At 61.3% G+C, this 25,115-nt stretch carries 26 protein-coding genes and 2 tRNA genes; 7 read left to right on the forward strand and 21 right to left on the reverse strand.

From position 1 onward, the window contains the following. Positions 1-35: 35 nt before the first annotated feature. Both E8E68_RS21380 and E8E68_RS21385 read left to right on the forward strand, forming a co-directional pair. The gene (locus E8E68_RS21380; protein WP_280344503.1) at positions 36-2,102 is read left to right on the forward strand and encodes a methyl-accepting chemotaxis protein; all 2,067 of its coding nucleotides are present in this window, start codon (positions 36-38) and stop codon (positions 2,100-2,102) included. Between the two features lie 144 nt (positions 2,103-2,246). After that, positions 2,247-3,206: a cation transporter gene (locus E8E68_RS21385; RefSeq protein WP_266031683.1), complete on the forward strand. Its 960-nt coding sequence runs from the start codon at positions 2,247-2,249 to the stop codon at positions 3,204-3,206. Between the two features lie 133 nt (positions 3,207-3,339). Here the strand turns inward: E8E68_RS21385 and E8E68_RS21390 are convergent. From E8E68_RS21390 to E8E68_RS21475, 18 genes are all read right to left on the reverse strand, one after another. Continuing rightward, a tRNA-Lys gene (locus tag E8E68_RS21390) sits at positions 3,340-3,415 on the reverse strand. Positions 3,416-3,475: 60 nt separating this feature from the next. After that, the gene (queC, locus tag E8E68_RS21395; protein ID WP_256590517.1) at positions 3,476-4,150 is read right to left on the reverse strand and encodes a 7-cyano-7-deazaguanine synthase QueC; all 675 of its coding nucleotides are present in this window, start codon (positions 4,148-4,150) and stop codon (positions 3,476-3,478) included. Between the two features lie 17 nt (positions 4,151-4,167). Next, entirely contained in the window at positions 4,168-4,815 is a 648-nt protein-coding gene (queE, locus tag E8E68_RS21400; RefSeq protein ID WP_266031685.1) for a 7-carboxy-7-deazaguanine synthase QueE, read from the reverse strand. A 161-nt stretch (positions 4,816-4,976) separates the two neighbouring features. Continuing rightward, positions 4,977-5,783 (reverse strand): tol-pal system protein YbgF, encoded by an 807-nt coding sequence (gene ybgF / locus E8E68_RS21405; RefSeq protein WP_110743807.1) that lies wholly within the window; start codon positions 5,781-5,783, stop codon positions 4,977-4,979. A gap of 6 nt (positions 5,784-5,789) precedes the next feature. Continuing rightward, positions 5,790-6,290, reverse strand: a complete 501-nt coding sequence (pal, locus tag E8E68_RS21410) for a peptidoglycan-associated lipoprotein Pal (protein ID WP_003254755.1) — start codon at positions 6,288-6,290, stop codon at positions 5,790-5,792. A 54-nt stretch (positions 6,291-6,344) separates the two neighbouring features. Next, a complete protein-coding gene (gene tolB, locus E8E68_RS21415) occupies positions 6,345-7,616 on the reverse strand; it encodes a Tol-Pal system beta propeller repeat protein TolB (protein WP_218278946.1) in 1,272 nt (423 codons plus the stop codon). Between the two features lie 26 nt (positions 7,617-7,642). Next, positions 7,643-8,749: a cell envelope integrity protein TolA gene (tolA, locus tag E8E68_RS21420; RefSeq protein ID WP_004575740.1), complete on the reverse strand. Its 1,107-nt coding sequence runs from the start codon at positions 8,747-8,749 to the stop codon at positions 7,643-7,645. Further along, a complete protein-coding gene (gene tolR, locus E8E68_RS21425) occupies positions 8,749-9,201 on the reverse strand; it encodes a protein TolR (RefSeq protein ID WP_008090221.1) in 453 nt (150 codons plus the stop codon). Before tolR ends, tolA begins: the two co-directional genes overlap by 1 nt. Before the next feature lie 14 nt (positions 9,202-9,215). Further along, positions 9,216-9,911: a protein TolQ gene (gene tolQ, locus E8E68_RS21430; protein WP_010952367.1), complete on the reverse strand. Its 696-nt coding sequence runs from the start codon at positions 9,909-9,911 to the stop codon at positions 9,216-9,218. Positions 9,912-9,913: 2 nt separating this feature from the next. Further along, positions 9,914-10,366 (reverse strand): tol-pal system-associated acyl-CoA thioesterase, encoded by a 453-nt coding sequence (gene ybgC, locus E8E68_RS21435; protein ID WP_110743810.1) that lies wholly within the window; start codon positions 10,364-10,366, stop codon positions 9,914-9,916. Between the two features lie 125 nt (positions 10,367-10,491). Next, complete coding sequence (ruvB, locus tag E8E68_RS21440) at positions 10,492-11,538, reverse strand: Holliday junction branch migration DNA helicase RuvB (RefSeq protein ID WP_280344523.1); 1,047 nt, start codon at positions 11,536-11,538, stop codon at positions 10,492-10,494. After that, positions 11,535-12,152, reverse strand: a complete 618-nt coding sequence (gene ruvA / locus E8E68_RS21445) for a Holliday junction branch migration protein RuvA (protein WP_110743812.1) — start codon at positions 12,150-12,152, stop codon at positions 11,535-11,537. The genes ruvB and ruvA overlap by 4 nt, the downstream gene beginning before the upstream one ends. Before the next feature lie 109 nt (positions 12,153-12,261). Further along, a complete protein-coding gene (gene ruvC / locus E8E68_RS21450) occupies positions 12,262-12,786 on the reverse strand; it encodes a crossover junction endodeoxyribonuclease RuvC (protein ID WP_110743813.1) in 525 nt (174 codons plus the stop codon). A gap of 185 nt (positions 12,787-12,971) precedes the next feature. Then, positions 12,972-13,718, reverse strand: a complete 747-nt coding sequence (locus tag E8E68_RS21455) for a YebC/PmpR family DNA-binding transcriptional regulator (RefSeq protein WP_110743814.1) — start codon at positions 13,716-13,718, stop codon at positions 12,972-12,974. Positions 13,719-13,832: 114 nt separating this feature from the next. Then, positions 13,833-15,608: an aspartate--tRNA ligase gene (gene aspS / locus E8E68_RS21460; protein WP_110743815.1), complete on the reverse strand. Its 1,776-nt coding sequence runs from the start codon at positions 15,606-15,608 to the stop codon at positions 13,833-13,835. A gap of 93 nt (positions 15,609-15,701) precedes the next feature. Continuing rightward, positions 15,702-15,923, reverse strand: coding sequence for a zinc ribbon domain-containing protein (locus E8E68_RS21465; protein ID WP_003254776.1), 222 nt, complete (start codon positions 15,921-15,923; stop codon positions 15,702-15,704). Positions 15,924-16,015: 92 nt separating this feature from the next. Beyond that, positions 16,016-16,345 carry a ribbon-helix-helix domain-containing protein gene (locus E8E68_RS21470; protein ID WP_016488658.1) on the reverse strand — a complete coding sequence of 110 codons (330 nt, stop codon included), beginning with the start codon at positions 16,343-16,345 and terminating at the stop codon, positions 16,016-16,018. A 285-nt stretch (positions 16,346-16,630) separates the two neighbouring features. Beyond that, positions 16,631-17,104: a Dps family protein gene (locus tag E8E68_RS21475; RefSeq protein WP_110743817.1), complete on the reverse strand. Its 474-nt coding sequence runs from the start codon at positions 17,102-17,104 to the stop codon at positions 16,631-16,633. Positions 17,105-17,385: 281 nt separating this feature from the next. Between E8E68_RS21475 and E8E68_RS21480 the strand changes: the two genes are divergently transcribed. Continuing rightward, complete coding sequence (locus E8E68_RS21480; RefSeq protein ID WP_110743818.1) at positions 17,386-17,979, forward strand: cold-shock protein; 594 nt, start codon at positions 17,386-17,388, stop codon at positions 17,977-17,979. An 83-nt stretch (positions 17,980-18,062) separates the two neighbouring features. Here E8E68_RS21480 and E8E68_RS21485 read toward each other — a convergent pair whose 3' ends face one another. Beyond that, a complete protein-coding gene (locus E8E68_RS21485; RefSeq protein ID WP_110743819.1) occupies positions 18,063-18,269 on the reverse strand; it encodes a SlyX family protein in 207 nt (68 codons plus the stop codon). Position 18,270: 1 nt separating this feature from the next. After that, positions 18,271-18,690, reverse strand: a complete 420-nt coding sequence (locus E8E68_RS21490; protein WP_280344529.1) for an HIT domain-containing protein — start codon at positions 18,688-18,690, stop codon at positions 18,271-18,273. A gap of 690 nt (positions 18,691-19,380) precedes the next feature. On the opposite strand from E8E68_RS21490, the gene E8E68_RS21495 reads away from it, so the two are divergent. The 3 genes from E8E68_RS21495 to E8E68_RS21505 all read left to right on the forward strand — a co-directional run bounded on the left by E8E68_RS21495 (position 19,381) and on the right by E8E68_RS21505 (position 23,496). Then, positions 19,381-20,646 (forward strand): OprD family porin, encoded by a 1,266-nt coding sequence (locus E8E68_RS21495; RefSeq protein WP_110743821.1) that lies wholly within the window; start codon positions 19,381-19,383, stop codon positions 20,644-20,646. A 160-nt stretch (positions 20,647-20,806) separates the two neighbouring features. Beyond that, the gene (locus tag E8E68_RS21500) at positions 20,807-22,522 is read left to right on the forward strand and encodes a proline--tRNA ligase (RefSeq protein WP_280344533.1); all 1,716 of its coding nucleotides are present in this window, start codon (positions 20,807-20,809) and stop codon (positions 22,520-22,522) included. A gap of 20 nt (positions 22,523-22,542) precedes the next feature. Further along, entirely contained in the window at positions 22,543-23,496 is a 954-nt protein-coding gene (locus E8E68_RS21505) for a hypothetical protein (protein ID WP_266031699.1), read from the forward strand. Positions 23,497-23,564: 68 nt separating this feature from the next. On the opposite strand, the gene dinB is transcribed toward E8E68_RS21505, so the two are convergent. After that, positions 23,565-24,623, reverse strand: a complete 1,059-nt coding sequence (dinB, locus tag E8E68_RS21510; RefSeq protein ID WP_177410719.1) for a DNA polymerase IV — start codon at positions 24,621-24,623, stop codon at positions 23,565-23,567. 221 nt (positions 24,624-24,844) lie between these two features. Here dinB and E8E68_RS21515 point away from each other — a divergent pair. After that, a tRNA-Met gene (locus tag E8E68_RS21515) sits at positions 24,845-24,921 on the forward strand. Positions 24,922-25,115: the final 194 nt, after the last annotated feature.

The raw sequence follows: 25,115 nt of genomic DNA on the forward strand, positions 1-25,115 counted from the left end.
GCGGGCGTTGCATTTGTTCGAAAAGGAACGCCCTCATGCCGCTGCGCCGCCTCTCCATCCAGTGGAAGATCACCCTCCTCGCCGGCCTTTGCCTGCTGGCCATCGTCGCCCTGCTGGTGACCACCTCGCTGACCCAGGCGCAGCGCAGCGCTGCCTTGGTCAACCAGGCCAACACCGCCATGCTCGACAGCAGCGCGCGCCAGCGCCTGCAGGCCCATGCCGAAAGCCAGGCATTGCGCGTCCAGCGCTATTTCATGGACGCCTACCAGTACGGCAATGGCTTTGCCCGCCTGGTCCAGGCACTGCAGGCCCGGGGCGGCAGCGACCTGCGCGCCGAGCTGACCCGCCAGGCGCGCGCCAGCCTGGCCGGTAACCCGGACGTGATCGGCCTGTACCTGGTGTTTCAGCCCGACGCCCTCGACCGGCAAGACAACCAATTCCGCGGCCTGGACGCCGCAGGTAGCAACGAGAGTGGGCGTTTTTCGCTGTACTGGTCGCAGCCGAGCCCTGGCAACCTGGCGCTTGAGGCCATGCCGGAGTCGATGCTCGGCGATGCCAGCATCGGCAGCAACGGCGCGCCGAAGAACCGCTGGCTGACCTGCCCGCAGGACACGGGCAGAACCTGCATGCTCGAACCGTACCTGGATGACGTCAATGGCCGCCAGGTACTCATGACCAGTATCGCCCTGCCGCTGCTGGAGCACGGCAAGGTAGTCGGCGTGGTCGGCCTGGACATCGGCCTGGACAACCTGCAACAGTTGAGCGTTGATGGCCGCCGTGAACTGTACGACGGCCAAGGTCAGGTGAGCATCGCCAGCGTGACTGGCCTACTCGCCGGCAACAGCCGTGATGCCAGCACGCTCGGTAAACCGATGGAAAAGGCGGTAGCTGACGGCCTGCTGCGTGTGGCCCACCCGTTCACCCCCATCCCGGACGCTGCCCCGTGGCAGGTATTGCTGGAGCTCCCGGAAAGCGTGCTGCAAGCACCCGCCATGGCGCTCAACCAGCGCCTGGACGCGCACAACCACAGCGCCAACCTCACCAGCCTGCTGGTCGGCCTGGGCGCCGCCGTGATCGGCTTGCTGCTGGTATGGCTGACCGCACGCGGCGTTACCCGGCCAATCCTGGCCGTGGCTGCGCGCCTGGAAGACATCGCCAGCGGCGAAGGCGACCTGACCCGCCGCCTGGACTATGCCCGCCAGGACGAGCTGGGCCAGCTTACCGGCTGGTTCAACCGCTTCCTCGACAAGCTGCAGCCAGTCATTGCACAGGTCAAAGGCACGCTGCAAGAAGCCCGGGGCACTGCAGACCAGTCAGCCGCCATCGCCAGCCAGACCAGCAACGGCATGCAGCAGCAGCACCGCGAAATCGAGCAGGTGGCCACGGCAGCCAATGAAATGAGCGCCACCGCCCTGGATGTCGCCCACAACGCGGCCCAGGCGGCCCAGGCTGCGCGAGCCGCCGACCAGGCCAGCCAGGAGGGCCTGCAACTGATCGACAGCACCCGCCAGGGTATTGAGCGCTTGGCTGCGGGCATGAACACCGCCATGGATGAGGCGCGCGCACTGGAAGGCCGCAGCGGGCAGATAGGCTCGGTGCTGGAGGTGATTCGTACCATTGCCGAGCAGACCAACCTGCTGGCACTGAATGCCGCCATCGAAGCGGCCCGCGCCGGCGAAGCCGGCCGGGGCTTTGCCGTGGTCGCCGATGAGGTGCGCGGGCTCGCCCAGCGCACACAGGTGTCGGTGGAAGAAATCCGTCAGGTCATCGAAGGCCTGCAACAAGGTACTCAGGATGTGGTCGGCGCCATGCATGAAGGCCAACGCCAGGCACAGGACAGCGCTGCACGGATGGAGCAGGCGTTACCGGCGCTGCAGCGTATTGGCGAGGCAGTGGCCGTGATCAGCGACATGAACCTGCAGATTGCCTCGGCAGCCGAAGAGCAGAGCGCGGTGGCCGAGGAAGTGAATCGCAACGTGGCCGGCATTCGCGACGTGACCGAATCGCTGGCCGGGCAAGCTGATGAATCGGCGCGCATCAGCCAAGCCCTGAACCGACTGGCCAACCAGCAGCAGGCACTGATGGCGCAATTCCGCGCCTGACCTGCAAGGGCCTCTTCGCGGGCAAGCCCGCTCCCACAGGATCTGCACCGGCCTTGAAGCCACCCTGCACCTGTGGGAGCGGGCTTGCCCGCGAAGAAGCCGCTACAGACACAACAGCATCATCGTTTTTACTGAGCACTACTCATGCAAACCGCAACCCGATCCACCTTCTTCGACATCACCAGCGAACAAGGGCTTTTACGCACCTCGATCGCCGTCACCCTGTTCATCGCCATCATCGGCATTGCCTTCGGCTTGGCCTCCGGCTCATTCTCCATCGTCTTCGACGGTGTCTACTCACTGGTAGACGCCAGTATGAGCGGGCTGTCGCTGGTTGTGGTCAAGCTGATTACCTCGCATACCACCAGCGTGCAGATGTCGCGCAAGCTGCGCGAGCGCTTCACCATGGGCTTCTGGCACCTTGAGCCGATGGTGTTGGCGCTCAACGGCATCCTGCTCAGCGGCGTCGCCATCTACGCGCTGATCAACGCCGTCAGCAGCCTGCTGCAAGGTGGCCGACATCTGGAGTTCGGCATCGCCATGGTCTACGCGGTATTGACCGTTATTGCCTGCGTGACAATCGCGGTGATCGAGGCCCGCGCCAACCGCACGTTGAAGTCCGACTTCGTGCGCATGGACGTGAAAGGCTGGGTGATGTCGGCCAGCATCACTGCCGCGCTGCTGATCGCCTTCTGCTTTGGTTACGCGGTACAGGGCACTTCGCTGGAGTGGGTTTCACCGTATATCGACCCGGCAGTACTGGCATTGGTGTGCCTGGTGATCGTGCCGCTGCCGATGTCGGTGGTGCGCCAGGCACTGTCGGAAATCTTCCTGGTCACCCCTGGCGACCTCAAGCTGCATGTAGATGAAGTGGCCAAGGCTTTCGTCGCCCGCCATGGGCTGCAGTCCTACCGCGCCTATGTCGCCAAGGTCGGGCGCTCGCGGGAGATCGAGTTGTATTTCATCGTGCCCAAGGCCATGGCGGCCAAGACCATCGATGAATGGGATGCGTGGCGTAACGAGATTGGTGAGGCGGTGGGCGGTGAAGGGCCGGACCGCTGGCTGACGGTGGTGTTTACCGGCGATCCCGAATGGGCTGAGTAAGCCGCTACCACAAGGTCTTTTGTGCGCAGGTCATTGAGGCCTTGTGTCGCGACAGGGCCGCAAAGCGGCCCATCATTCCAAAAACGAAAAAGCCCGCGACCATTTCTGGTTGCGGGCTTTGACGTACTGCGTATGGTGGGTCGTGTAGGATTCGAACCTACGACCAATTGGTTAAAAGCCAACTGCTCTACCAACTGAGCTAACGACCCGTTGGATGGCGCGTATAATACTGATTTCTAACGGGAAATCAATACCCCATCAAACTTTGTTCAAAAATAGCGGGTCGGATCTTGCACACCGGCGGCCTTGAAGCCGTCAGCGCGCAGCCGGCAACTGTCGCACTTGCCACAGGCACGGCCGTCGTCGTCCGCCTGGTAGCAGGAGACAGTCAGGCTGTAGTCAACACCACGGGCCATGCCAGCCTGCACGATCTGCGCCTTGCTCATGTTCTGCAGCGGCGCCTGGATACGGAAACCCTGCCCTTCTACCCCGGCCTTGGTCGCCAGGTTGGCCATGCGCTCGAAGGCTTCGACAAACTCGGGGCGGCAATCCGGGTAGCCGGAGTAGTCCACGGCATTGACACCAATGAAGATATCCCGTGCTTCCAGCACCTCTGCCCAGCCCAGGGCCAGCGACAGAAACACGGTGTTGCGCGCCGGCACATAGGTGACCGGGATACCTTCACCCGGGGTTTCCGGCACGTCGATGCTGCTGTCGGTCAACGCCGAGCCGCCGATGCCATCGAGGTTCAAGCCGATCACCTTGTGCTCGACCACACCCAGGTCCCGTGCCACGCGGGCGGCAGCGTTCAGCTCGGCGCGGTGGCGCTGGCCGTAATCGAAACTCATGGTGTAGCAGTCGTAGCCCTCGGCCTTGGCCATGGCAACCACGGTGGCCGAGTCCAGGCCGCCGGACAACAGGATTACTGCGCGCTTATCAGTCATGTGTACTTGCTCCTCAATCAACGTCCGGGCTCGTCGTTCCACAGCAGCTTGTGCAACTGCAGCTGGAAACGTACGGGCAGGTTGTCGGCAACAATCCAGTCCGCCAGGTCGCTGGCGCTCACCTGGTGGTGGCTCGGCGAAAACAGCACCTCACCGGCGCGCTCGGCCAGGTTGTACTGGATCAGCTTGGAAACCGCCCAGTCATAGTCCTCACGGGAACAGATGACGAACTTGACCTGGTCGTTGTGGGTCAGCTGTTCGATGTTCGAGTAGAGGTTACGGTGCGACTCTTCTGAACCCGGCGTCTTCAGGTCCACCACGCGGCTGACACGAGTGTCGGTGCCGGCGATATCCAGTGCGCCGCTGGTCTCCAGCGACACCTCGTAGCCGGCGTCGCACAACCGCTGCAGCAACGGCAACGCGTTTGGCTGGGCCAGTGGCTCACCACCGGTGACACAAACGTAGCGCGGCTTGAAGCCGGCCACCTGCTCAAGGATCGAATCGAGGGTGCGTAGGGTGCCGCCACTGAAGGCATAGGCACTGTCGCAGTACTGGCAGCGCAGGGGGCAACCGGTAAGGCGCACGAACACCGTGGGCAACCCAGCCGTTCGCGTTTCACCCTGCAACGAGTAAAAGACTTCGGTAATGCGTAATGTGTCTTGCATGCTCGCCACGGGCGTGACAGCTAAACAGGCTGTCCGCCTCCGTCAGGCACTGTCGCGGACTCGACATGGCGTTATCCGCAGCAGCGTGTTTACGAAAAAAGGGCAGTGATTCTAACGAAAAAACCCGCGACTGGCGCGGGTTTCTTTTTGAACGGTAACGCTTACAGCTTTTGCAGGTCGCGTTGAGCCAGTTGCGCGGCAGAGGTGCCGGGGTACTGGGTGATGACCTGCTGCAGGATGCCCTTGACCTTGTCGGTGTGGCCCATGCGGCGTTCGACATCAGCCAGTTTGTACAGCGAATCCGGCACCTTGCTGTGCTTCGGATACTTCTGGCTGACCTGGGCGAAGGCCTGGCTGGCACCTGGCAGGTCGCCCTTGGCCAGGTTCACCTCGCCCAACCAATACTGGGCGTTGCCGGCGTACTGGCTGTTCGGGTACTTGCGCAGGAAGGCGTTGAACGCCTGGCTGGCCTTGTCGAAGTCTTTTTGCTTGATCAGGTCGAAAGCGGCATCGTAGTAGAGCTTTTCTTTCGCCGGATCACCGGGCTCGCTACTGGCGGCCGGTTGTTGCGCAGCAGCACCAGCTGCGGCATCGGGGGCGGCATTGGAAGCACCACCACCGGAGGAATTGTCAGGGGTTGCGGCAGGCGCAGCGCCACTGTTGATGCGACGGTCCAGGTCCTGGTATCGCTCCAGGTTTTCCTGCTTCATGCGCGACACATCGTTCTGCAGCTCTTCGATGATGCCTTGCTGGCGGGAAAGCTGATCCTGCATCTGTTGCAGCTGCATGAACAGCTGGCCCTGTGCAGAGGCAGGGGCCGAAGCCCCCGACCCGGCATAGGCGCCGCTCGTGCCATAACCCGCAGGCGGATAACTGCCTGCGTTGTCATCTACTACAGGGACCTCAGCCCAGGCCGCGAGCGGCAGGCTGAGTGCGAGGACGGTTACTACACGGCGGCACATACGCATAAGAACTTACTTACGCAGTTCTACGCGACGGTTCTGAGCCCAGGACTGCTCGTCGTTGCCGGTAGCAACTGGACGCTCTTCGCCGTAGGAAACCAGTTCCAGCTGAGCAGGGGAAACGCCCTGCAGAACCAGGTAGCGCTGAACGGCTTTCGCACGACGCTCACCCAGAGCCATGTTGTACTCGCGGGTGCCGCGCTCGTCGGTGTTGCCTTCCAGGACAACGCGGTTGCCGTTGGCTTTCAGGTCCTTGGCGTGAACGTCCAGAGCGCGCATGGCTTCTGGCTTCAGGTCCGAGCTGTCGTATTCGAAGTAGAAGGTGGTGATTGCGCGCAGGGCGGCTTCTTCGCTCAGGGAGCCGTCAACTGCGCCAGTGTTGGCACCGTAGCCAGCGTTAGGATCTACAGCAGCGCCTTCGCCTGCGTTGTCACCGCCCTTCGAGGAGCAACCTACAGCTACAGCCATGGCCAGAGCCAGCGCAGCAAATTTACCAAACTTCAGCATTTCCATCGTGAAACTCCTAATGAAACCCCAGTGTGTTAAGCAAAACGTATTACGCCGCAATCAGTTCAGGTAAGGGGACCAGGACGGTTCTCTGACTTCGCCTTGAGCGGTAGGAAGTGGGAGCCTCACGCGGCCATTAAGCGACACGAGCATCAAGACTCCCCGGCCCTGCTGGCGGGTGGCGTAGATTAGCATGGTGCCGTTAGGCGCAACAGTGGGAGACTCATCAAGACTTGTTTCAGACAGAATCTTTACACTTCCGCGCTGCAAGTCCTGTGCGGCCACTTTAAAGTTGGTAAAGCCCTGTTGGCGATGAATCATCACCAGGGTCTTTTCGTCAGCCGAAAGTTTCGGGTTGGCGTTGTAGTTACCCACGAAGGTTACACGCTCGGCGCCACCGCCACTGACCGACTGTTTGTAGATCTGCGGCTTGCCGCCACGGTCGGAAGTGAAATAAAGGGTGTTGCCGTCTTTACCCCAGAACGGTTCGGTATTGATACCCGGGCCTGCCGTTACCCGGCTGATCTGGCGCGAAGCCACGTTCATCACGTAGATGTCCGGGTTGCCATCCTTGGACAGCACGAATGCCAGGCGCGAACCGTCCGGCGACCAGGCAGGTGCGCCGTTCAGGCCTTCGAAGTTGGTCACCTGCTCGCGACGACCGGTGTCGATGTTCTGCACGAAGATACGTGGGCGCTTCTGCTCGAACGAAACGTAGGCGATGCGCTTGCCATCCGGCGCAAAGCGCGGCGACAGGATTGGCTCGCGCGATTGCAGCAGGGTCACGGCACGCGCACCGTCGTAGTCGGAACGCTGCAAGGTGTAGCGGGTGTTGTTGGTAGAGAAACGCTCGGCCGTCACGTACAGCATGCGGGTGGAGAACGCACCCTTGATGCCGGTGAGCTTCTCGAACGACTGGTCGGCAATGTAGTGCGCCATGTCGCGCAGCTGGTCGGTGCTGCCAGCAACGCTACCGGTCAGCACTTGCTGCTCGGTGGCGACGTTGAACAGCGCGTACTGCACCTGCAGGCGACCGCCCGACGGCACGATGCTGCCAACCATCACGTACTGGGCGCCCAGGGCTTTCCAGTCACGGAAGATCACTTCGCTGGCCTGCGACGGCTGGCTGATCATGTTCTGCCGTGGAATCGGCGAATAGTAGCCAGAGTTGCGCAGGTCGTTGCCGATGATGTCGGCGATGTCTTCGGGCAACACGCTACCGCCCTGCATACCGAACGGCACTACCGCGATGGGCGTGGCCCGGTCGCTGCCGCTGGTAACCAGGATGTTCTTTTCTTCTGCCACCGCCATGCCTGCCACGCAGCAGAGCATGACCAGCAGTCCTCTCAGACGTTTAATCACAACGCTAGATCCTCAGGTGTAAATGTCATCTTGAACGAACGATATTGGTTGAAATCGCTCGGCTTCATACCCTGCATCTCGGTCAAACGACCAATGTTCTTCACCGCAGCCACCGCCGAACTGTCATACGGGCCGTCACCACTGGACCGGGCCACGCTGACACTGGTGATGGTACCGTCCGGCAACATGTTGATCTGCAGGACCACCGTCATGCCCTTGCGCGCGGAAGGCGGACGTGCCCAGCCCTCGGCCGCGCGCATGCGGATCAGGTCGTCGAAATCGCCGGCCACCTGGTCACCCTGCTCGTCGGCCAGCGCCTGCTGCCGCTCGGTGGTATCGGACAACAGCTCGGCCAGGGCCTGGGCTTTCTTGTCTTCTGCCGCCTTGCGGGCCGCTTCCTGTGCCTTTTTCTTCTGGGCGTCTGCAGCGGCCTTTTTCTTGGCCTCTTCAGCTGCCTTCTTCTTCGCATCCTCGGCCGCCGCTTTCTTCTTGGCGTCCTCGGCTGCTTTTTTCTTGGCCTCTTCGGCTGCCTTTTTCTTGGCGTCCTCGGCGGCTTGCTTCTTCGCCTCTTCAGCGGCCTCTTTCTTGGCCTCTTCCTCGGCTTTTTTCTTCGCTTCGTCCTCGGCCTTCTTCTTGGCGATGTCGGCCTGCTGCTTCTCGGCGGCTTTCTTCGCCTCGTCGGCCTTCTTGGCTTCGGCGGCTTTCTTCGCCTCGGCAGCCTTGGCGGCTTCAGCGGCCTCGGCTTTTTTGGCTTCAGCGGCCTCGCGAGCCTCTTCGGCCTTTTGAGCGGCGTCGGCTTTCTTTTGTTCCGCGGCCTTCACGGCCTCTTGCTCGACCTTCTTCTGTTCAAGCTGCTCGACTTCGGTCTGGCGCGAGGCGGTTTTCTTCGCTTCCCCGGCAATCTTCTGATTGGTCTGGGTGGTCGCCTGGCTCTTGGACTTGAGCTGATACAGGGTAGCCTGAACGATCGGCTTGGATGGCGGCAGCTCAGGCGTCATGGCAAAACTGACGAACAGCAGGGCGAACACCAGCACATGCAGGCCGATGGCCCAGACACTGGGCCAGAAGTAGCTTTCCGAGGCGGATGGCTCTCGCTGTTGCATCAGGGCGCCTCGGTAATCAGGCCAACGTTACCGACACCGGCCTTTTGCAACCCGCCCATGGCCCCCATGACCGCGCCATAGTCGACAGCCTTGTCGCCACGAATGAACACCTGGGTCTGCTTGCCTTGGTCACGGCCGGCGGCAATGATCTTGGTCACGGCACTGGTCATGTCGGGCAAGGTCATGGCCTTGTCCATCTGCTTGTCGGTGTCGACTTCGCTGCCGAGGTTCCAGTAATAGGTCTTGTCGGCCTTGATGGAAATGGTGAGGATCTGGACGTTGTTGTCCTGCGGCAAGGCTTCGCTGGAAACCTTGGGCAGGTCGACCTTCACGCCCTGGTTGAGCATGGGCGCCGTCACCATGAAGATGACCAGCAGCACCAACATCACGTCGATGTAGGGCACCACGTTCATCTCGGCGACGGGCTTGCGTTTGTGGCGAACTCGGGCCATGGGCTTTTACCTGATTACTCTTCGCTGGTGTGCACTTTGCGGTGCAGGATCGCCTGGAACTCATCGGCGAAGGTGTAGTAACGGCCGATCAGCACTTCGCTGCGCGCGGCGAAACGGTTGTAGGCAATAACTGCCGGGATCGCTGCGAACAGGCCGATGGCGGTGGCGATCAGTGCTTCGGCGATACCCGGGGCAACCGTGGCCAGGGTGGCCTGCTGGGCGCTGGCCAGGCCGCGGAAGGAGTTCATGATGCCCCATACGGTACCGAACAGGCCGATGTACGGGCTGGTGGAACCGACGGTGGCCAGGAACGGCAGGCTCTGCTCGAGTTTTTCTTCCTCGCGCGAAATGGCAACGCGCATGGCACGGCCAACGCCTTCCATGACCGCGTCAGGGTCAACGCCCGGCTGCTGGCGCAGGCGCGAGAATTCCTTGAAGCCGGCACGGAACACCTGCTCGACGCCCGAATCCGGGTCTGGGTTGCTGCCTGCCTGACGGTACAGCTTGGACAGATCGATGCCCGACCAGAAGCGCTCCTCGAAGGCATCCAGCGCACGACGACCGGCGCGCAGCATGGTGCTGCGCTGGAAGATCATGATCCATGAAGTGACCGATGCGGCCACCAGGGTCAGCATTACCAGCTGTACCACCACGCTGGCATTGCTGACCAGACTCCACATGGAGGTATGGTCGACGACGTTAGCTTCCACGCTTATTCTCCTGCATTCGATTGATTACCCGAGCCGTCCGCCGCAAAGGCGTCGCGCAGCTGGGGAGGTATGGCTCGGGGTTTGAAAGTATCGGCGCGCACTGCGGCCACCAGGAACTGCCCTTCGCAGAGCAGCGTTTCATCCTTTTCCCGCCAGACCTGCTGTACGAAACGCAGGCTGGCGCGATTGAGTTCAAGTACTTGCGCGGTGACTCGCAGTTCGTCGTCCAGCCGCGCCGGCGCGTGATAGCGCGCTTCGCTGGAATGGACCACGAACAGCAGGTTGTCTTCGGCCAGAAGCGACTGGGAAAAGCCCAGGTGCCGCAGGCGTTCGGTGCGCGCGCGCTCCATGAATTTCAGGTAATTGACGTAATACACCACGCCACCGGCATCGGTATCTTCGTAATAGACGCGACAACGGTGTGCGAACGGTTCCAGGCCATTTTGCGCGCGCATACTCTAGTGCTTACTCCTCAGCTTGCCAATCCGCTGCGGCAACTGTTTTTGCTTCATTAATGTCTTATTGCCAGCGCACCAAGGGCATGCCAGCGGTAGGACCACGAAAAGTCGGTTTTGATCTGTCATTCATCGCCCGGCTCGGAAAAATCACCACCCTCCCCCAGGCGCCCTGGAATACTCAGGCCGAAGTGCAGGTAAGCATGACGGGTGACCACGCGACCGCGCGGTGTACGCATGATATAGCCCTGCTGAATCAGGTACGGTTCGAGCACGTCTTCGATGGTATGGCGCTCTTCGCTGATGGCTGCGGCCAGGTTGTCCACACCCACCGGGCCACCATCGAACTTCTCGATCATGGTCAGCAGCAGGCGGCGGTCGGAATGGTCGAAACCGCGCTCGTCGACGTCCAGCAGGTTCAGCGCCATGTCGGCCACGGCCTTGGTGATCTGGCCCTTGCCGCGCACCTCGGCATAGTCACGCACGCGGCGCAGCAGGCGGTTGGCGATCCGCGGCGTGCCGCGCGCCCGGCGGGCGATTTCGTAGGCCCCCTGGTCTTCGATGGCCAGGCCAAGGATATTGGCCGACCGGCTGACGATGGTAGCCAGGTCCTTGTCGCTGTAGAACTCCAGGCGCTGAACGATACCGAAGCGGTCACGCAGCGGGTTGGTGAGCATACCCGCCCGGGTAGTGGCGCCGACCAGGGTGAACGGTGGCAGGTCGAGCTTGATCGAACGGGCCGCCGGACCTTCGCCGATCATGATGTCGAGCTGGAAGTCTTCCATGGCCGGGTACAAGACCTCTTCGACGACCGGTGACAGGCGGTGGATCTCGTCGATGAACAGCACGTCGTGCGGTTCGAGGTTGGTCAGCATGGCCGCCAGGTCGCCCGGGCGCTCCAGAATAGGCCCCGAGGTGCTTTTAACCGACACACCCATTTCATGGGCGATGATGTTGGCCAGGGTGGTCTTGCCCAAACCTGGCGGGCCGAAGATAAGCGTGTGATCGAGCGACTCACTGCGGCCACGGGCGGCCTGGATGAACAGTGCCATCTGCTCGCGCACCACCGGCTGGCCGATGTAATCGTCCAGGCTGAGCGGACGAATCGCCCGGTCCTGGACTTCTTCACGGTCGCGGCCACTGGCGGCGATCAGGCGGTCGGCTTCGATCACTTGGTAATCATCCCTTTCAGGCTGCGGCGGATCAGTTCTTCACTGCTGAGGCCGGCCTTGTCCTTGATCGCGGCGATAGCCTTGCTGGCTTCCTGTGGCTTGTAACCCAGCGAAACCAGGGCACTGACCGCATCGGCTTCAGCGCTGGACTCGCTGGCGACCGGCAATGGCCCGTCGGAGACCAGGGTGAACATGGCCGGGGAAGTTTCCCAGGCCTTGAAGCGGTCCTTGAGCTCGACCAGCAGGCGTTCGGCGGTCTTTTTGCCGACACCAGGCACGCGCACCAGGGCAGAAGTGTCCTGGGCCTGCACGCAGCGCACCAACTCGTCCACTTCCAGGCCGGACATCAGCGCCAGGGCCAGCTTCGGCCCCACGCCGTTCAGGCGGATAAGCTCACGGAACAGCTCGCGCTCGCGCTTTTCGGCAAAACCGTAGAGCAGGTGGGCGTCTTCGCGCACGACCAGGTGGGTGTGCACAGTGACGGTTTCGCCCACTTTGGGCAGACGGTACAGCGTGGTCATGGGAACTTCCAGTTCGTAACCCACGCCGTTGACGTCGATAATCAGGTGCGGCGGCTGTTTTTCCGCCAGGGTGCCGCGCAAACGTCCAATCACGTTCCGATCCTTCCTCTCGGGGAGCCGGTCAAAGACCGCTCAACCCTATCAGCAAATTCAGCGGGTGAATGCTTCACCCAGACAAATTTTGTATCTGCGCATGAAGCGCTCAAAGACGCAAGCGCCCGCCGCGTCGCCGAGCCGTGGCGAGGCCATGGGGGACCAGGCTGGAACGGGTGTGGGCGTGGCACAGTGCAATCGCCAGGGCGTCAGAGGCGTCGATCTGCGGCTTTTGCGTCAGTTTCAGCAAGTGCATGACCATCATCATCACCTGCTCCTTGTTGGCTCCCCCGGTGCCGGCCACGGCCTGCTTCACCTGAGTGGCGCTGTATTCGGCGATTTCCAGGCCAGCCTCGGCAGCCGCGACGATAGCCGCGCCACGGGCCTGGCCGAGCTTGAGCGCCGAGTCGGCATTGCGGGCCATGAACACGCGCTCGATGCCCATGGTCACTGGGCCGTGGAGGGCGATGATTTCACTGACACCGCGAAAAACGATCTGCAGCCGTTCGTGCAACTCACCGCTGCCGGTGCGGATACAGCCCGACGCCACGTACTCGCAACCACGGGCGGTCTGGCGTACCACGCCATAGCCGGTGATGCGCGAGCCGGGGTCGATACCTAGAATCAGAGTCATAAAGCCCGTCGAAAAAATGATGCATCTCTACAAACTGCGCCGGCCCTTTCGCGGGTAAACCCGCTCCTACAGGTACTGCACCACATTTGAAATGGGCGTAATACCTGTAGGAGCGGGTTTACCCGCGAAAGGGCCGGCACAGGCGCTATCAAACGCTCAGAGTTGGCACAAAATGCCAAATCACCTTAACCGAGGTTTTCCATGATCTCATCGGAAATCTGGGCGTTGGAGTAGACGTTCTGCACGTCATCCAGGTCTTCGAGCATGTCGATCAGCTTGAGCACCTTCTCGGCACCATCCTGATCGAGTTCGGCGCTGGTGGTCGGCTGCATGACGATTTCCGCGTCAGCCGCCTTGAAGCCGGCTTCTTCCAGGGCATTACGCACCGCGTAGAAGCTGTTGAACGATGTGAACACCTCGAACGAACCGTCGTCGTTGGCTACCACGTCATCGGCATCGGCTTCCATCGCCGCTTCCATCAACGCGTCTTCGTCCACGCCTGGGGCAAAGCTGATCTGCCCCTTGCGCTCGAACAGGTAGGCCACTGAGCCGTCGGTGCCGAGGTTGCCGCCACACTTGGTGAAGGCATGGCGCACAGCGGCGGCGGTACGGTTGCGGTTGTCGGTCATGGCTTCGACCATGATCGCCACGCCACCCGGGCCGTAACCCTCGTAGCTGAGTTCTTCGACGTTGTCGCTTTCGTTGGTGCCGGCACCACGGGCCACGGCGCGATCGATAATGTCGCGGCTCATGTTGGCGCCCAGGGCCTTGTCCAGCGCCAGGCGCAGCCGCGGGTTGGAAGCCGGGTCAGGCCCGCCCTGCTTTGCAGCGACCGTCAGTTCGCGGATCCACTTGGTGAAGACCTTGCCTCTCTTGGCATCCTGGCGCTCTTTGCGGTGCTTGATGTTCGCCCACTTGGAATGACCAGCCATAACGACTCCGAATCCTTTGACTCACAAACAGCCCCGCCCCATGACGGGGCGGGGCGGGAAAATGCCTGCGCCGGAACGCAAAGGGCGCATCATGTGGATGCGCCCGGGGACTGCTTACTCGACTTTAGTCTGTTCGCGCAGTCGGATGTGCAGCTCGCGCAGGGCCTTGGCGTCGACCAGGCCAGGGGCCTGGGTCATGACGCACGCAGCGCTCTGGGTTTTCGGGAAGGCGATCACTTCACGGATCGACTGGGCGCCGGTCATCAGCATGACCAGGCGATCCAGGCCGAAGGCCAGGCCACCGTGAGGCGGTGCACCGAACTTCAGGGCGTCGAGCAGGAAGCCGAACTTCTCTTCCTGTTCCGCTGCCTCGATGCCCAGCAGGCGGAATACTGCCTGTTGCATCTCTTTACGGTGGATACGGATCGAACCGCCACCCAGTTCGGTACCGTTCAGCACCATGTCGTAGGCACGCGACAGCGCGGTGGCCGGGTTGGCCTCGAGCTCTTCCGGGGTGCACTTCGGCGCGGTGAACGGGTGATGCAGCGCGGTGAAGCTGCCGTCTTCGTTCTCTTCGAACATCGGGAAGTCGACGACCCACATCGGCGCCCATTCGCAGGTCAGCAGCTCGAAGTCGTGACCCAGGCGGATACGCAGCGCGCCCAGGGCTTCGCTGACCACCTTGAACTTGTCGGCACCGAAGAACACGATGTCACCGTCAACGGCACCCACGCGGTCGAGGATGTTGTTGAGGTTGGCCTCAGGGATGTTCTTGACGATAGGCGACTGCAGGCCTTCGACACCCTTAGCGCGCTCGTTGACCTTGATGTAGGCCAGGCCCTTGGCACCGTAGATGCCCACGAACTTGGTGTACTCGTCGATCTTGCTGCGCGGCATGCTGGCACCGCCTGGCAGACGCAGGGCGGTCACACGGCACTTCGGATCGTTGGCCGGGCCGGCGAACACCTTGAAGTCGACATCCTTCAGCTGGTCGGCAACGTCGACCAGTTCCAGCGGGTTACGCAGGTCTGGCTTGTCGGAACCGTAGCGGCGCATGGCTTCTTCGAAGGTCATGTGCGGGAATTCGCCGAATTCCAGGTCGAGCACTTCCTTGAACAGCTTGCGGATCATGCTTTCGGTCAGGCCCATGATCTCGCTTTCATCGAGGAAGCTGGTCTCGATGTCGATCTGGGTGAATTCTGGCTGGCGGTCGGCACGCAGGTCTTCGTCACGGAAGCACTTGGCGATCTGGTAGTAGCGGTCGAAGCCGGCGACCATCAGCAGCTGCTTGAACAGCTGGGGCGACTGCGGCAGGGCGAAGAAGCTACCGGCATGGGTACGGCTTGGGACCAGGTAGTCGCGCGCGCCTTCCGGAGTGGCACGGGTGAGGATCGGCGTTTCGACGTCGAGGAAGCCGTTGTCATCCATGAAGCGACGGATGCTGCTGGTGATGCGCGAACGCAGGCGCAGCTTTTCAGCCATTTCCGGGCGACGCAGATCGATGAAGCGGTAACGCAGGCGGGTTTCCTCACCGACGTCGGAGTACTCGTTCAGCGGGAACGGCGGGGTTTCCGCCTCGTTGAGCACGGTCAGCTGGTAGCCGAGGATCTCGATGGCACCGGAGGCCATGTTGGCATTCACTGCACCTTCAGGGCGCTTGCGGACCTTGCCGGTGATCTGTACGACGTATTCGCTGCGCACGCGGTCGGCGGCGGCGAAGGTTTCGGCGCGATCCGGGTCGAACACGACCTGGGCCATGCCTTCGCGGTCACGGATGTCGAGGAAGATCACCCCGCCGTGGTCGCGGCGACGATGGACCCAGCCGCAAAGGGTGACTTCCTGGCCGTCCAGGCTCTCGTTCAGTTGGCCGCAATAATGGCTGCGCATCATGATGGTGGTTTCGCTTCTCGTGATTCGTGTATTCGGTGGAGGCCTTGGCCGCCCAGAGGGCTAATACTGCAAGACCCGGTCACAGCATTCAACTCAGTCGGCCTTGTCGCCGCCTGCCAGATTCTTTTTCGCCCCGGTCTTGAAGTCGGTTTCGTACCAACCATTTCCGCTCAGGCGAAAGCCTGGCACCGACAGCAGCTTCTTCAGCGCTGGCGCCTGACAGGCCGGGCAATCGGTCAGCGGCGCGGCGCTGATCTTCTGCAGCACTTCCATGCGGTGCTCGCAGGATGCACATTGATAGTCATAAAGGGGCATGGGTGTCTCTCGTCAACCACAACGCTGGCTGCCGGGGCAGCAAAAAGCGGGATTATATATGGTTAACAGGCACTGCGCAGCCCGCCCGGCGATCAACGCACACTTGGCGGGTCTTGCAGCCATGCCACGCAGATTACCCGGATCAACCCGCTGAAATTGCGCACTCCACCCTGGCGCAGGTGGACCTCGCGGTCTACGTAGGACAACACCGCACTGACCGAGCAGCGGTTGGCGGCGGCGATGCGCTCGAGAATCCCCCAGTAGACGGCCTCCAGGCGCAGGCAGGTGGAAAAGCCGTTGAGCCGCACTGAGCGCGACACTGGCTGGGTCTGCAACATGTCGAAATCCGCCTTGAACGGATCAATGCACTGTTTTCCCGGCCAACTGCCCTGGCCAGCCACACGCTTGCTCGCTTGCATCATGCGCCACACTTCCTCGTCACAGGTACCAGGTGGCCTATGAAGCGCTGACGGGCGCGCTTAAAGCAGCGGCAAAATGTTCCTGCACAAAAAGCCAAACCTGCCGGATTGTCACACCTTTGGGCAGGCTGACCAGACTGGAGCAACTGGCTTGCTCACTTTCTAGACTCCAGGGCATCCCTGTGGGAGCGGGCTTGCCCCGCGAACACGGGCAAAGCCCGTGCCATCCATCGCAGCGCCTGCTTCGCGGGCAAACCCGCCCCCACAGGGTTACATTCCCCCGAACAATTACTTGCCGTCGAGCAGCACCCGCAGCATCCAGGCGGTTTTCTCGTGCACCTGCATGCGCTGGGTCAGCAGGTCGGCAGTCGGCTCGTCACTGACCTTGTCCACCACCGGGAAAATGCTGCGAGCGGTACGCACCACGGCTTCCTGCCCCTGCACCAGTTGGCGGATCATCTCTTCCGCAGCCGGCACTCCTTCCTCCTCCTTGATCGACGAGTGCCGCGCATAGAATGCGTACGACCCCGGTGCCGGGAAGCCGAGCGCACGGATGCGCTCGGCGATCGAGTCGACCGCCAGTGCCAGTTCGGTGTACTGCTCTTCGAACATCAGGTGCAGGGTGCGGAAGGACGGGCCGGTGACGTTCCAGTGAAAGTTATGGGTTTTCAGATACAGCACGTAGGTATCCGACAACAGGCGGGACAGCCCATCGACGATGGACTTGCGATCTTCTTCACTGATACCGATATCGATTGCCATGAAGTTCCCCTTTCCATAAGGCTTGAGACTCAAGCGGGCGCCGACCACTGTAGCAACACTTGGCGCATGCCGCATGTGACATGGCGCAACACATCGGCCGCCGGGCGGCCCGCGGTTTGAGTAGCCTGCGGCTTTACTGTTAAATAGGCAGCGTGCCACCCGTGCGGACTGTCATTGCCGGGTGCATAGGCTGGCTTGCCACGTGTTCGCGCTCTACACCTCATGCGCACCGTGCTGCCAGCTCTTCCTGTGATCGGCCTAATCAACTGTGAGCCAACCCCATGTTCAAGATCGTCCATCTGGTGACGGGCGTGGCAGCCTTGCTGCTATCGCTCATACCCAGCCTGAAAACCGATGCAACACCCTTCCTGCAGCAACCCGACGCGGTCTACCTGGCCTTGCTAGGCCTGCTCAACCTGGTCCTGGCACCGGTCGTGCCTCTGTATTACCGCGGCGCGCGCCAGCAACTGCAACACCTGGCATGCGCCCTGCTGGTGGTGGCCGTGGTACTGCAGACCCTGACCCTGCTGGCGCGCCCGGAAATGGGCAACCTGGCGGCGTTGGTCTGCGCCACGCTGGCCGTGGCCCTGCACCTGGCGGTGGGTTTTGCCCGCAGCCCGCGCAAGGTACGCAGCGCCCAGCACGCAGCACAAGATGTCGGCAACCGGGATACCGGTACGGTGAAGTGGTTCAACACGTCGAAAGGCTTCGGCTTCATTTCCCGCGATTCGGGCGATGACATCTTCGTGCACTTCCGCGCCATTCGCGGCGAGGGCCACCGCATCCTGGTCGAAGGCCAGCGCGTGGAGTTCTCGGTGATGCACCGCGACAAAGGCCTGCAGGCAGAAGACGTGGTGGCAGTTACCCGCCGCTGACGACGCCAGCGGCGACCAACCAGCCCTCACAGGTATTGCGCAGGCTTTGAGCGCGGCGCAATACCTGTGGACGGGGCCTCGCATCAGTAATGCGGCGGCGGCGCTTCTTCCCCTTCGCTGCCGTACTGGCCAACCATCTCTTCGTAACGCTTGATCAGCTCGGCCATCTGCATTTGCAGGCGCTCGATCACCCGCCCCTGCTCGACCACCACGTCATTCAACGCCTGGATCGTGTCATCCTGGAACGCCTGGCGGGTTTCCAGTTCGACCATACGCATTTCCAGCGACATCTCAGGCCTCCTGATAGCCGGCAAGCTGCAGCCCGCGCAGGCGCTGGCGAATGGCTTGCAACTGGTCATCGGTGTAGGCCACGGCCTGGCACTTGCCCCAAACCGGTGCCGGCCAGGCAGCATCGTCACGCCGACGCACGATCACATGCATGTGCAACTGGCTGACCACATTGCCCAGGGTGGCCACATTCATCTTGTCGGCGGCGTAGCTGACCTTCAGCGCTTCTGCCAGCAGGGTGGTTTCCTGCCACAACTGCTGCTGCTCGGCCGCCTCCAGCTCGAACAGCTCACTGATGCCGGCGCGCTTGGGCACGAGGATGAACCAGGGGTAATTGGCATCCTTGCTCAGCAGCAATTGGCACAGCGCAAACTCCCCCAGAAGCAGGGAATCCTGCTGCAATCGCGAATCGAGGATGAACACGGGTTATCTCCTTCAGGCAAAACCATCCCGCTTCAGGCGGAAAACAGGGCTGCAAGGATACCTTGCACGTTCCCGGTAACACAGCGCTACTTTTCGCACCAAAATGAGGCCGACTGTCCACGCTCTCCACACTTGCGACCACACAAAACACTACGGATGAAGAAATTGCGGTAACACCTTGACTTGCATGGCAGCTTTTTAAATTTTAATGATTCTCGACACCAACACGCCCTCAACCAGCCCTCACCCCGTGTTTACGGCACTTTCCGACCCCCGGTAGCAGGTTTTGTGAAAATTTCATGAACTGTTGCGAATTTTGAGCACGCTTGTTGCATTCCCTTCACGCCAAGTCGGCACGACATCTGCAACGTCAGATGCACGCGACAAATAACAACAGCGGCATTGGTTACCAGGGAATTTTCTGCCCCGGATCGGTAGTTACAAGTTCGTTACGGTGAAAGGTACAGCGTTGGGGTTGTACAACCCTTGAACCGAGGCGTGATTTGCGACATGGAAATACCTAAAAGCGACATGGTGAAAAAGTTCCGCAAAGAGTACTTATAGCCATATCGCCAACAACAGTCAGCGTGCTATACATTTTCGCCGACATAACAAGAAAGAGCTGCCCCATATAACTAAAACACATGGACGCAGCGGTACTCTTCCTAAAAACCAAAGGAGCAAATCACGATGCGCGTGATGAAGTGGAGCATGATCGCCCTGGCCGTTTCGGCAGGGACCTCGCAGTTGGCAATGGCCTCGGCACAGGACGAGTCCAAAGGTTTCATCGAAGACAGCAAGCTGAGCGTCAAGACCCGCATGCTGTATTTCAGCCGTGACTTCCGCAACAACGAAGGCGGTCAGAGCCGCCGTGAAGAAACCGGCCTGGGCTTCGTCGGCACCTTCGAGTCCGGCTTCACCCAAGGCACCGTGGGTGTAGGTGTCGACGCCATCGGCATGCTCGGCCTGAAACTGGACAGCGGCAAGGGTCGCGCCAATACCGGCCTGTTCCCGACCGGTTCCGACGGCCGTTCGCAGGATGACTACTCCAAGGGCGGCGGCGCGGTCAAATTCCGCATCTCCGACACCGTGCTGAAAGTGGGTGACCAGTTCACCGCGCTGCCGGTCTTCGCCACCGATGACAGCCGCCTGCTGCCAGAAATCGCCCAGGGCACCTTGATCACCAGCAACGAGATCGAAGGGCTGACCCTGCACGCTGGCCATTTCACCAGCCTGACTGCCCAAGAACAAACCAACCGCGACAGCTTCGGCCTGAAAGAAGCCAACGTGGTCGGTGGCACCTACGCCTTCACCGACAACCTCAGCACCAGCCTGTACTACTCGAAGGTTGAAGACTACTGGCGCAAATACTACGCCAACGTCAACTGGGCGATGCCAATCTCCGACAACCAAGGCCTGGTGTTCGACTTCAACATCTACGACACCAAGAGCGAAGGTTCCGCCGAGTACCGTGCCTTCGATGGCGACAAGCTGGACAACCGCGCATTCAGCCTGTCGGGCGCCTACAACATCGGCGCTCACACCTTCACCCTGGCCTACCAGAAAGTCACCGGCGACGGCGATTATGGTTATGGTATCGACGGTGGCGGCACCATCTTCCTGGCCAACTCCGTGGCTCGTTCCGACTTCAACGCCGAAGACGAGAAATCCTGGCAGGCTCGCTACGACCTGAACTTTGCCGAATACGGCATTCCAGGCCTGACCTTCATGACCCGTTATGTACGTGGTACCGACGCCAACGTCGCTGGCACCAGCAACGGCAAAGAATGGGAACGCGACGTCGACATCAAGTACGTGCTGCAGGAAGGCCCGGCGAAAGACCTGAGCTTCCGCGTGCGTCAGGCCACCTACCGTTCTTCCGATGGCGTTTACTACGATTCCCCATCGATCGACGAACTGCGCCTGATCGTGGAGTACCCGCTGAGCATCCTGTAAGCCTGGCTTGCAGTGCCCCGCACCTGAAAAAGCCCGGCGATCACGCCGGGCTTTTTCTTGGCTGACAAGTGTCACCGCCTGGGGCATCCTGTACGCCTTCGTTTCCCCCCCGTACAATGCGGGGCTATTTCAACGTCTTAGGCAATCGACACGGCTAACCATGCGCACCAGTCAATATTTGCTCGCCACCCAGAAAGAAACCCCTGCCGACGCAGTGGTCATCAGCCATCAGCTCATGCTGCGTGCTGGCATGATCCGCAAACTGGCCTCCGGCCTGTACACCTGGCTGCCGATGGGCTTGCGGGTAATGCGCAAGGTCGAGGCCGTGGTGCGTGAGGAAATGAACGCCGCCGGCGCCCTGGAAGTGCTGATGCCGAGCATCCAGCCTGCCGAACTGTGGCAGGAGTCCGGTCGTTGGGAGCAATACGGCCCCGAGCTGCTGCGCCTGAAGGACCGCCATCAGCGCGACTTCTGCGTTGGCCCTACCCACGAAGAAGTGATCACCGACCTGGCCCGTAACGAGCTGTCCAGCTATAAACAGCTGCCGCTCAACATGTACCAGATCCAGACCAAGTTCCGTGACGAAATCCGCCCGCGCTTCGGCCTGATGCGCGGCCGCGAGTTCATCATGAAGGACGCCTACTCGTTCCATGCCGATCAGGCTTCCCTGCAGGAAACCTACGACCGCATGCACCAGGCGTACAGCAACGTGTTCACCCGCCTGGGCCTGGACTTCCGCCCAGTGCAGGCCGATACCGGCTCGATCGGTGGCAGCTACTCGCACGAGTTCCACGTACTGGCCGAGTCCGGCGAAGACGACGTGATCTTCAGCGACAGCTCCGACTACGCCGCCAACATCGAGAAGGCCGAAGCCATCCCGCGTGAAACCGTGCGCCCAGCCCCTACCGAGGAGCTGCGCCTGGTCGACACCCCGAATGCCAAGACCATCGCCCAGTTGGTGGAGAACCACGGCCTGCCGATCGAAAAGACCGTCAAGACTCTGATCGTGCGCGGCGCCGAAGAAGGCAAGCTGATCGCCCTGATCGTCCGTGGCGACCACGAACTGAACGAAATCAAGGCCACCAAGCTGGAACAGGTTGCCGAACCGTTGGTCATGGCTACCGAAGCCGAACTGCGCGACGCCATTGGCGCCGGTGCCGGCTCGCTCGGCCCGCTCAACCTGCCACTGGAAATCATCATCGACCGCTCGGTTGCCCTGATGAGCGACTTCGGCATTGGCGCCAACATCGACGACAAGCACTACTTCGGCGTCAACTGGGAGCGCGACCTGCCGGTACCACAGGTTGCCGACCTGCGTAACGTGGTCGAAGGCGACCCAAGCCCGGACGGCCAGGGCACCCTGGTGATCAAGCGCGGCATTGAAGTGGGCCACATCTTCCAGCTGGGTACCAAGTACAGCGAGGCACTGAAGTGCCAGGTGCTGGGCGAGAACGGCAAGCCGGTGGTTCTGTCGATGGGCTGCTACGGCATCGGTGTTTCCCGCGTGGTCGCCGCTGCCATCGAGCAGAGCTATGACGACAAGGGCATCATCTGGAACGACGCCCTGGCCCCGTTCCAGATCGCTCTGGTACCGCTGCGCTATGAAACCGAGGTGGTCCGCGAGGCAACCGACAAGCTGTACGCCGAATTGACTGCTGCCGGCTTCGAAGTGCTGCTGGACGACCGCGACAAGAAGACCAGCCCAGGCATCAAGTTTGCCGACATGGAGCTGATCGGTATCCCGCACCGCATCGTCGTCAGCGATCGCGGCCTGGCCGAAGGCAACCTGGAGTATAAGCACCGCACCGAGCAGGACGCCCAGGCGTTGCCGCTCAATGAAGTGCTGACCTTCCTGCAGGCCCGCGTTCGCCGCTGATAACCAATGCACGAGTGATCATGTACAAGCGAAGTACCTTTACCCTTGGGGGGGCCGCACTGTGCGGCGCCCTGCTCGTCAGCGGCTGCGCCAACCAGATGTCCCAGCGCAGCGACCATGAGGAGCGCGTCGAGCGCAAACTGCTCGAGCACACCCTGCAGATCGATGTCGGCGAGCCGAAGGTGATGGAGCTTCCGCAACGGCGTGTGCGCGTGCACGAGCAAAAGCGCTTCGAAGTCACCGAGTTCGAAGTCACCCGCAGCTACGACCGCTACACGCCTTACCAGCCCTGGCGGGAGGTCTACGAGATCCCGCTGGGCGCAGTGGCTGTGGTGGCGGGTGTCGGCGCCAACGTGGTCAACGTATTCGCCTTGGGCAACCTGCCGCAAAGCATCACCCACGATTGGTTGAGCTACGGCGTGGACGGGCTCAACCCGTTCATGAACGTGGCGTCCAACGGCCGTGCCCAGCAGAACCTGGCCGGTATCAGCGAGGTGCAGAAAGGCAAGCGCGAGGAGTCCACCAGCGTGCCCTGGAGCGAACGCCTGGTCGCGGTCAAGGCCGGCAAGATGACCCACGAACTGACTACCGACCGCAATGGCGTGCTGCGCCTGAACCTGCTCGACAGCCCGTTCTCCGAACAGAACCTCAACCACATCGGTACCTTGCACCTGCAGGTGCTCGACGAGGACAACGCGGTACGGGGCGACGCCAGCCTGCTGGTCAGCGCCAACCTGCGCAACAAGCTGCTCGAAGCCCATGAACTGATCTTCGATGACCTTGAAGATGACGATGTCGGCCAGTGGGTACACCGGGTCAAGCGCCTGTCAGAGCTGGGGCTTGAAGAAGAAGCCAGCGAAATGGAACAGAGCCTGATCGAACTGACCCGCAACGATCCGGAACTGCAGCAGGAGTTCTTGCAGTCGTTGACCAAGGCTACAGGGCGGCTGGTGGCTGATCCAGGGGTGCAATAACCCGGCTTTTCGCATAGTTTTGCGGGCTTGCGCGGTCGATGCAGCGGGGACCGCGCAAGTCGCCTTCTTTATATAGGCGGGAAAAGCTCCAGCTGTTCATGCGCCCCGCGCAAGTCGCGCAACCTTACCCCCACCCCCAGCAAGCGCACCGGCTTGCTGCCGCGGGCGAACGCCTGGGCCAGCAACTGCCGATAACTCTCCAGATCCCGCCCCGCTCCCGCCTGCTCCATGGTGGTCTGGCTGAAATCATGGAACTTGACCTTGACGAACGGTTTGTCTGGCCGGTAACTGTTGTCCATGCGGGCAATACGCTCGTTTAGGCTGTCCAGCAACTCGGGCAGCCGCGCCAGGCAACTGGCCAGGTCCGGCAGGTCGGTGTCGTAGGTGTTTTCCACGCTGACCGACTGACGCCGGCTGTCGTTGTGTACCGCACGCTCATCGATACCCCGCGCCAGCCCCCACAAGCGCTCACCAAAACTGCCAAACTCGCGCACCAGCGCCAGCCGCGACCACTCACGCAACTCCAGGCAGGTTTCAATGCCCAGGCGGGTCAGTTTTTCCGCCGTCACCTTGCCCACGCCGTGCAACCTGGCCACTGGCAAGGCGGCGACGAACGCTTCCACCTCACCCGGCGTAATCACGAACAACCCGTTGGGCTTGCGCCAGTCGCTGGCGATCTTGGCCAAGAACTTGTTCGGCGCCACCCCCGCCGACACGGTGATATGGAGGGTGCGCGCCACACGCCGGCGAATATCCTCGGCAATGCGTGTGGCACTGCCCGCATACCACTGGCTTTCGCTCACATCCAGATAGGCCTCATCCAGCGACAAAGGCTCGATCAGCTCGGTGTAGTCGCGAAAGATGGTGTGGATTTCCCGCGAGGCCTCACGGTAGGCTTCGAAACGCGGCTTGACGATCAACAGGTCGGGGCACAGTTTCAGTGCATGCCGCGACGACATCGCCGAGCGCACACCGTAGGCACGCGCTTCATAGTTACAGGTGGCGATCACCCCACGATTCTCGGGCGAGCCACCCACCGCCATGGGCCGCCCGGCCAGGCGCGGGTCGTCACGCATCTCGATCGCGGCATAAAAGCAATCGCAGTCGACGTGGATGATCTTGCGCAAGGACATGGATGACCGTCAGCACTGTAAATTCATACAGATAGTATCGCATGCGTCCTGTTTTGAAACAGCTCAGCGGCCCCGCCTGGCGATAATCGGCCTGAAAGCCCCGCCCTGCCTGAGTTGCACCGGGTTATAGAGCGCTAAGGGATTGAACAAAAAAGGATTTTCCAAAGTATTTGCTTGACATCGTGGAGCAAATCCGTAGAATTCGATCTCACAGGCGCGGGATGGAGCAGCCTGGTAGCTCGTCGGGCTCATAACCCGAAGGTCGTCGGTTCAAATCCGGCTCCCGCAACCAGATTCGAGAAAAGGCCACTGTTAACGCAGTGGCCTTTTTCTTTGTGCGCAGAAATTGAGTGCTGGCAAAAAACGTTGAAAATCAAACATTAGCGCTTGACACCCAAGCTACAAGCTGTAGAATTCGCCCCACTGACGCGGGATGGAGCAGCCTGGTAGCTCGTCGGGCTCATAACCCGAAGGTCGTCGGTTCAA

The organism is Pseudomonas sp. BN607, assembly GCF_029871175.1.
Taxonomy (GTDB): Bacteria; Pseudomonadota; Gammaproteobacteria; order Pseudomonadales; family Pseudomonadaceae; genus Aquipseudomonas.

What these genes read in the sequence shown, in the direction of transcription:
- E8E68_RS21380 (WP_280344503.1), top strand. Translation starts at nt 36, where the DNA reads ATGCCGCTGCGCCGCCTCTCCATCCAGTGGAAGATCACCCTCCTCGCC.
- E8E68_RS21385 (WP_266031683.1), top strand. Translation starts at nt 2,247, where the DNA reads ATGCAAACCGCAACCCGATCCACCTTCTTCGACATCACCAGCGAACAA.
- queC (WP_256590517.1), bottom strand. Translation starts at nt 4,150, where the DNA reads ATGACTGATAAGCGCGCAGTAATCCTGTTGTCCGGCGGCCTGGACTCG.
- queE (WP_266031685.1), bottom strand. Translation starts at nt 4,815, where the DNA reads ATGCAAGACACATTACGCATTACCGAAGTCTTTTACTCGTTGCAGGGT.
- ybgF (WP_110743807.1), bottom strand. Translation starts at nt 5,783, where the DNA reads ATGCGTATGTGCCGCCGTGTAGTAACCGTCCTCGCACTCAGCCTGCCG.
- pal (WP_003254755.1), bottom strand. Translation starts at nt 6,290, where the DNA reads ATGGAAATGCTGAAGTTTGGTAAATTTGCTGCGCTGGCTCTGGCCATG.
- tolB (WP_218278946.1), bottom strand. Translation starts at nt 7,616, where the DNA reads ATGCTCTGCTGCGTGGCAGGCATGGCGGTGGCAGAAGAAAAGAACATC.
- tolA (WP_004575740.1), bottom strand. Translation starts at nt 8,749, where the DNA reads ATGCAACAGCGAGAGCCATCCGCCTCGGAAAGCTACTTCTGGCCCAGT.
- tolR (WP_008090221.1), bottom strand. Translation starts at nt 9,201, where the DNA reads ATGGCCCGAGTTCGCCACAAACGCAAGCCCGTCGCCGAGATGAACGTG.
- ybgC (WP_110743810.1), bottom strand. Translation starts at nt 10,366, where the DNA reads ATGCGCGCGCAAAATGGCCTGGAACCGTTCGCACACCGTTGTCGCGTC.
- ruvC (WP_110743813.1), bottom strand. Translation starts at nt 12,786, where the DNA reads ATGACTCTGATTCTAGGTATCGACCCCGGCTCGCGCATCACCGGCTAT.
- E8E68_RS21455 (WP_110743814.1), bottom strand. Translation starts at nt 13,718, where the DNA reads ATGGCTGGTCATTCCAAGTGGGCGAACATCAAGCACCGCAAAGAGCGC.
- aspS (WP_110743815.1), bottom strand. Translation starts at nt 15,608, where the DNA reads ATGATGCGCAGCCATTATTGCGGCCAACTGAACGAGAGCCTGGACGGC.
- E8E68_RS21465 (WP_003254776.1), bottom strand. Translation starts at nt 15,923, where the DNA reads ATGCCCCTTTATGACTATCAATGTGCATCCTGCGAGCACCGCATGGAA.
- E8E68_RS21470 (WP_016488658.1), bottom strand. Translation starts at nt 16,345, where the DNA reads ATGATGCAAGCGAGCAAGCGTGTGGCTGGCCAGGGCAGTTGGCCGGGA.
- E8E68_RS21475 (WP_110743817.1), bottom strand. Translation starts at nt 17,104, where the DNA reads ATGGCAATCGATATCGGTATCAGTGAAGAAGATCGCAAGTCCATCGTC.
- E8E68_RS21480 (WP_110743818.1), top strand. Translation starts at nt 17,386, where the DNA reads ATGTTCAAGATCGTCCATCTGGTGACGGGCGTGGCAGCCTTGCTGCTA.
- E8E68_RS21485 (WP_110743819.1), bottom strand. Translation starts at nt 18,269, where the DNA reads ATGTCGCTGGAAATGCGTATGGTCGAACTGGAAACCCGCCAGGCGTTC.
- E8E68_RS21495 (WP_110743821.1), top strand. Translation starts at nt 19,381, where the DNA reads ATGCGCGTGATGAAGTGGAGCATGATCGCCCTGGCCGTTTCGGCAGGG.
- E8E68_RS21500 (WP_280344533.1), top strand. Translation starts at nt 20,807, where the DNA reads ATGCGCACCAGTCAATATTTGCTCGCCACCCAGAAAGAAACCCCTGCC.
- E8E68_RS21505 (WP_266031699.1), top strand. Translation starts at nt 22,543, where the DNA reads ATGTACAAGCGAAGTACCTTTACCCTTGGGGGGGCCGCACTGTGCGGC.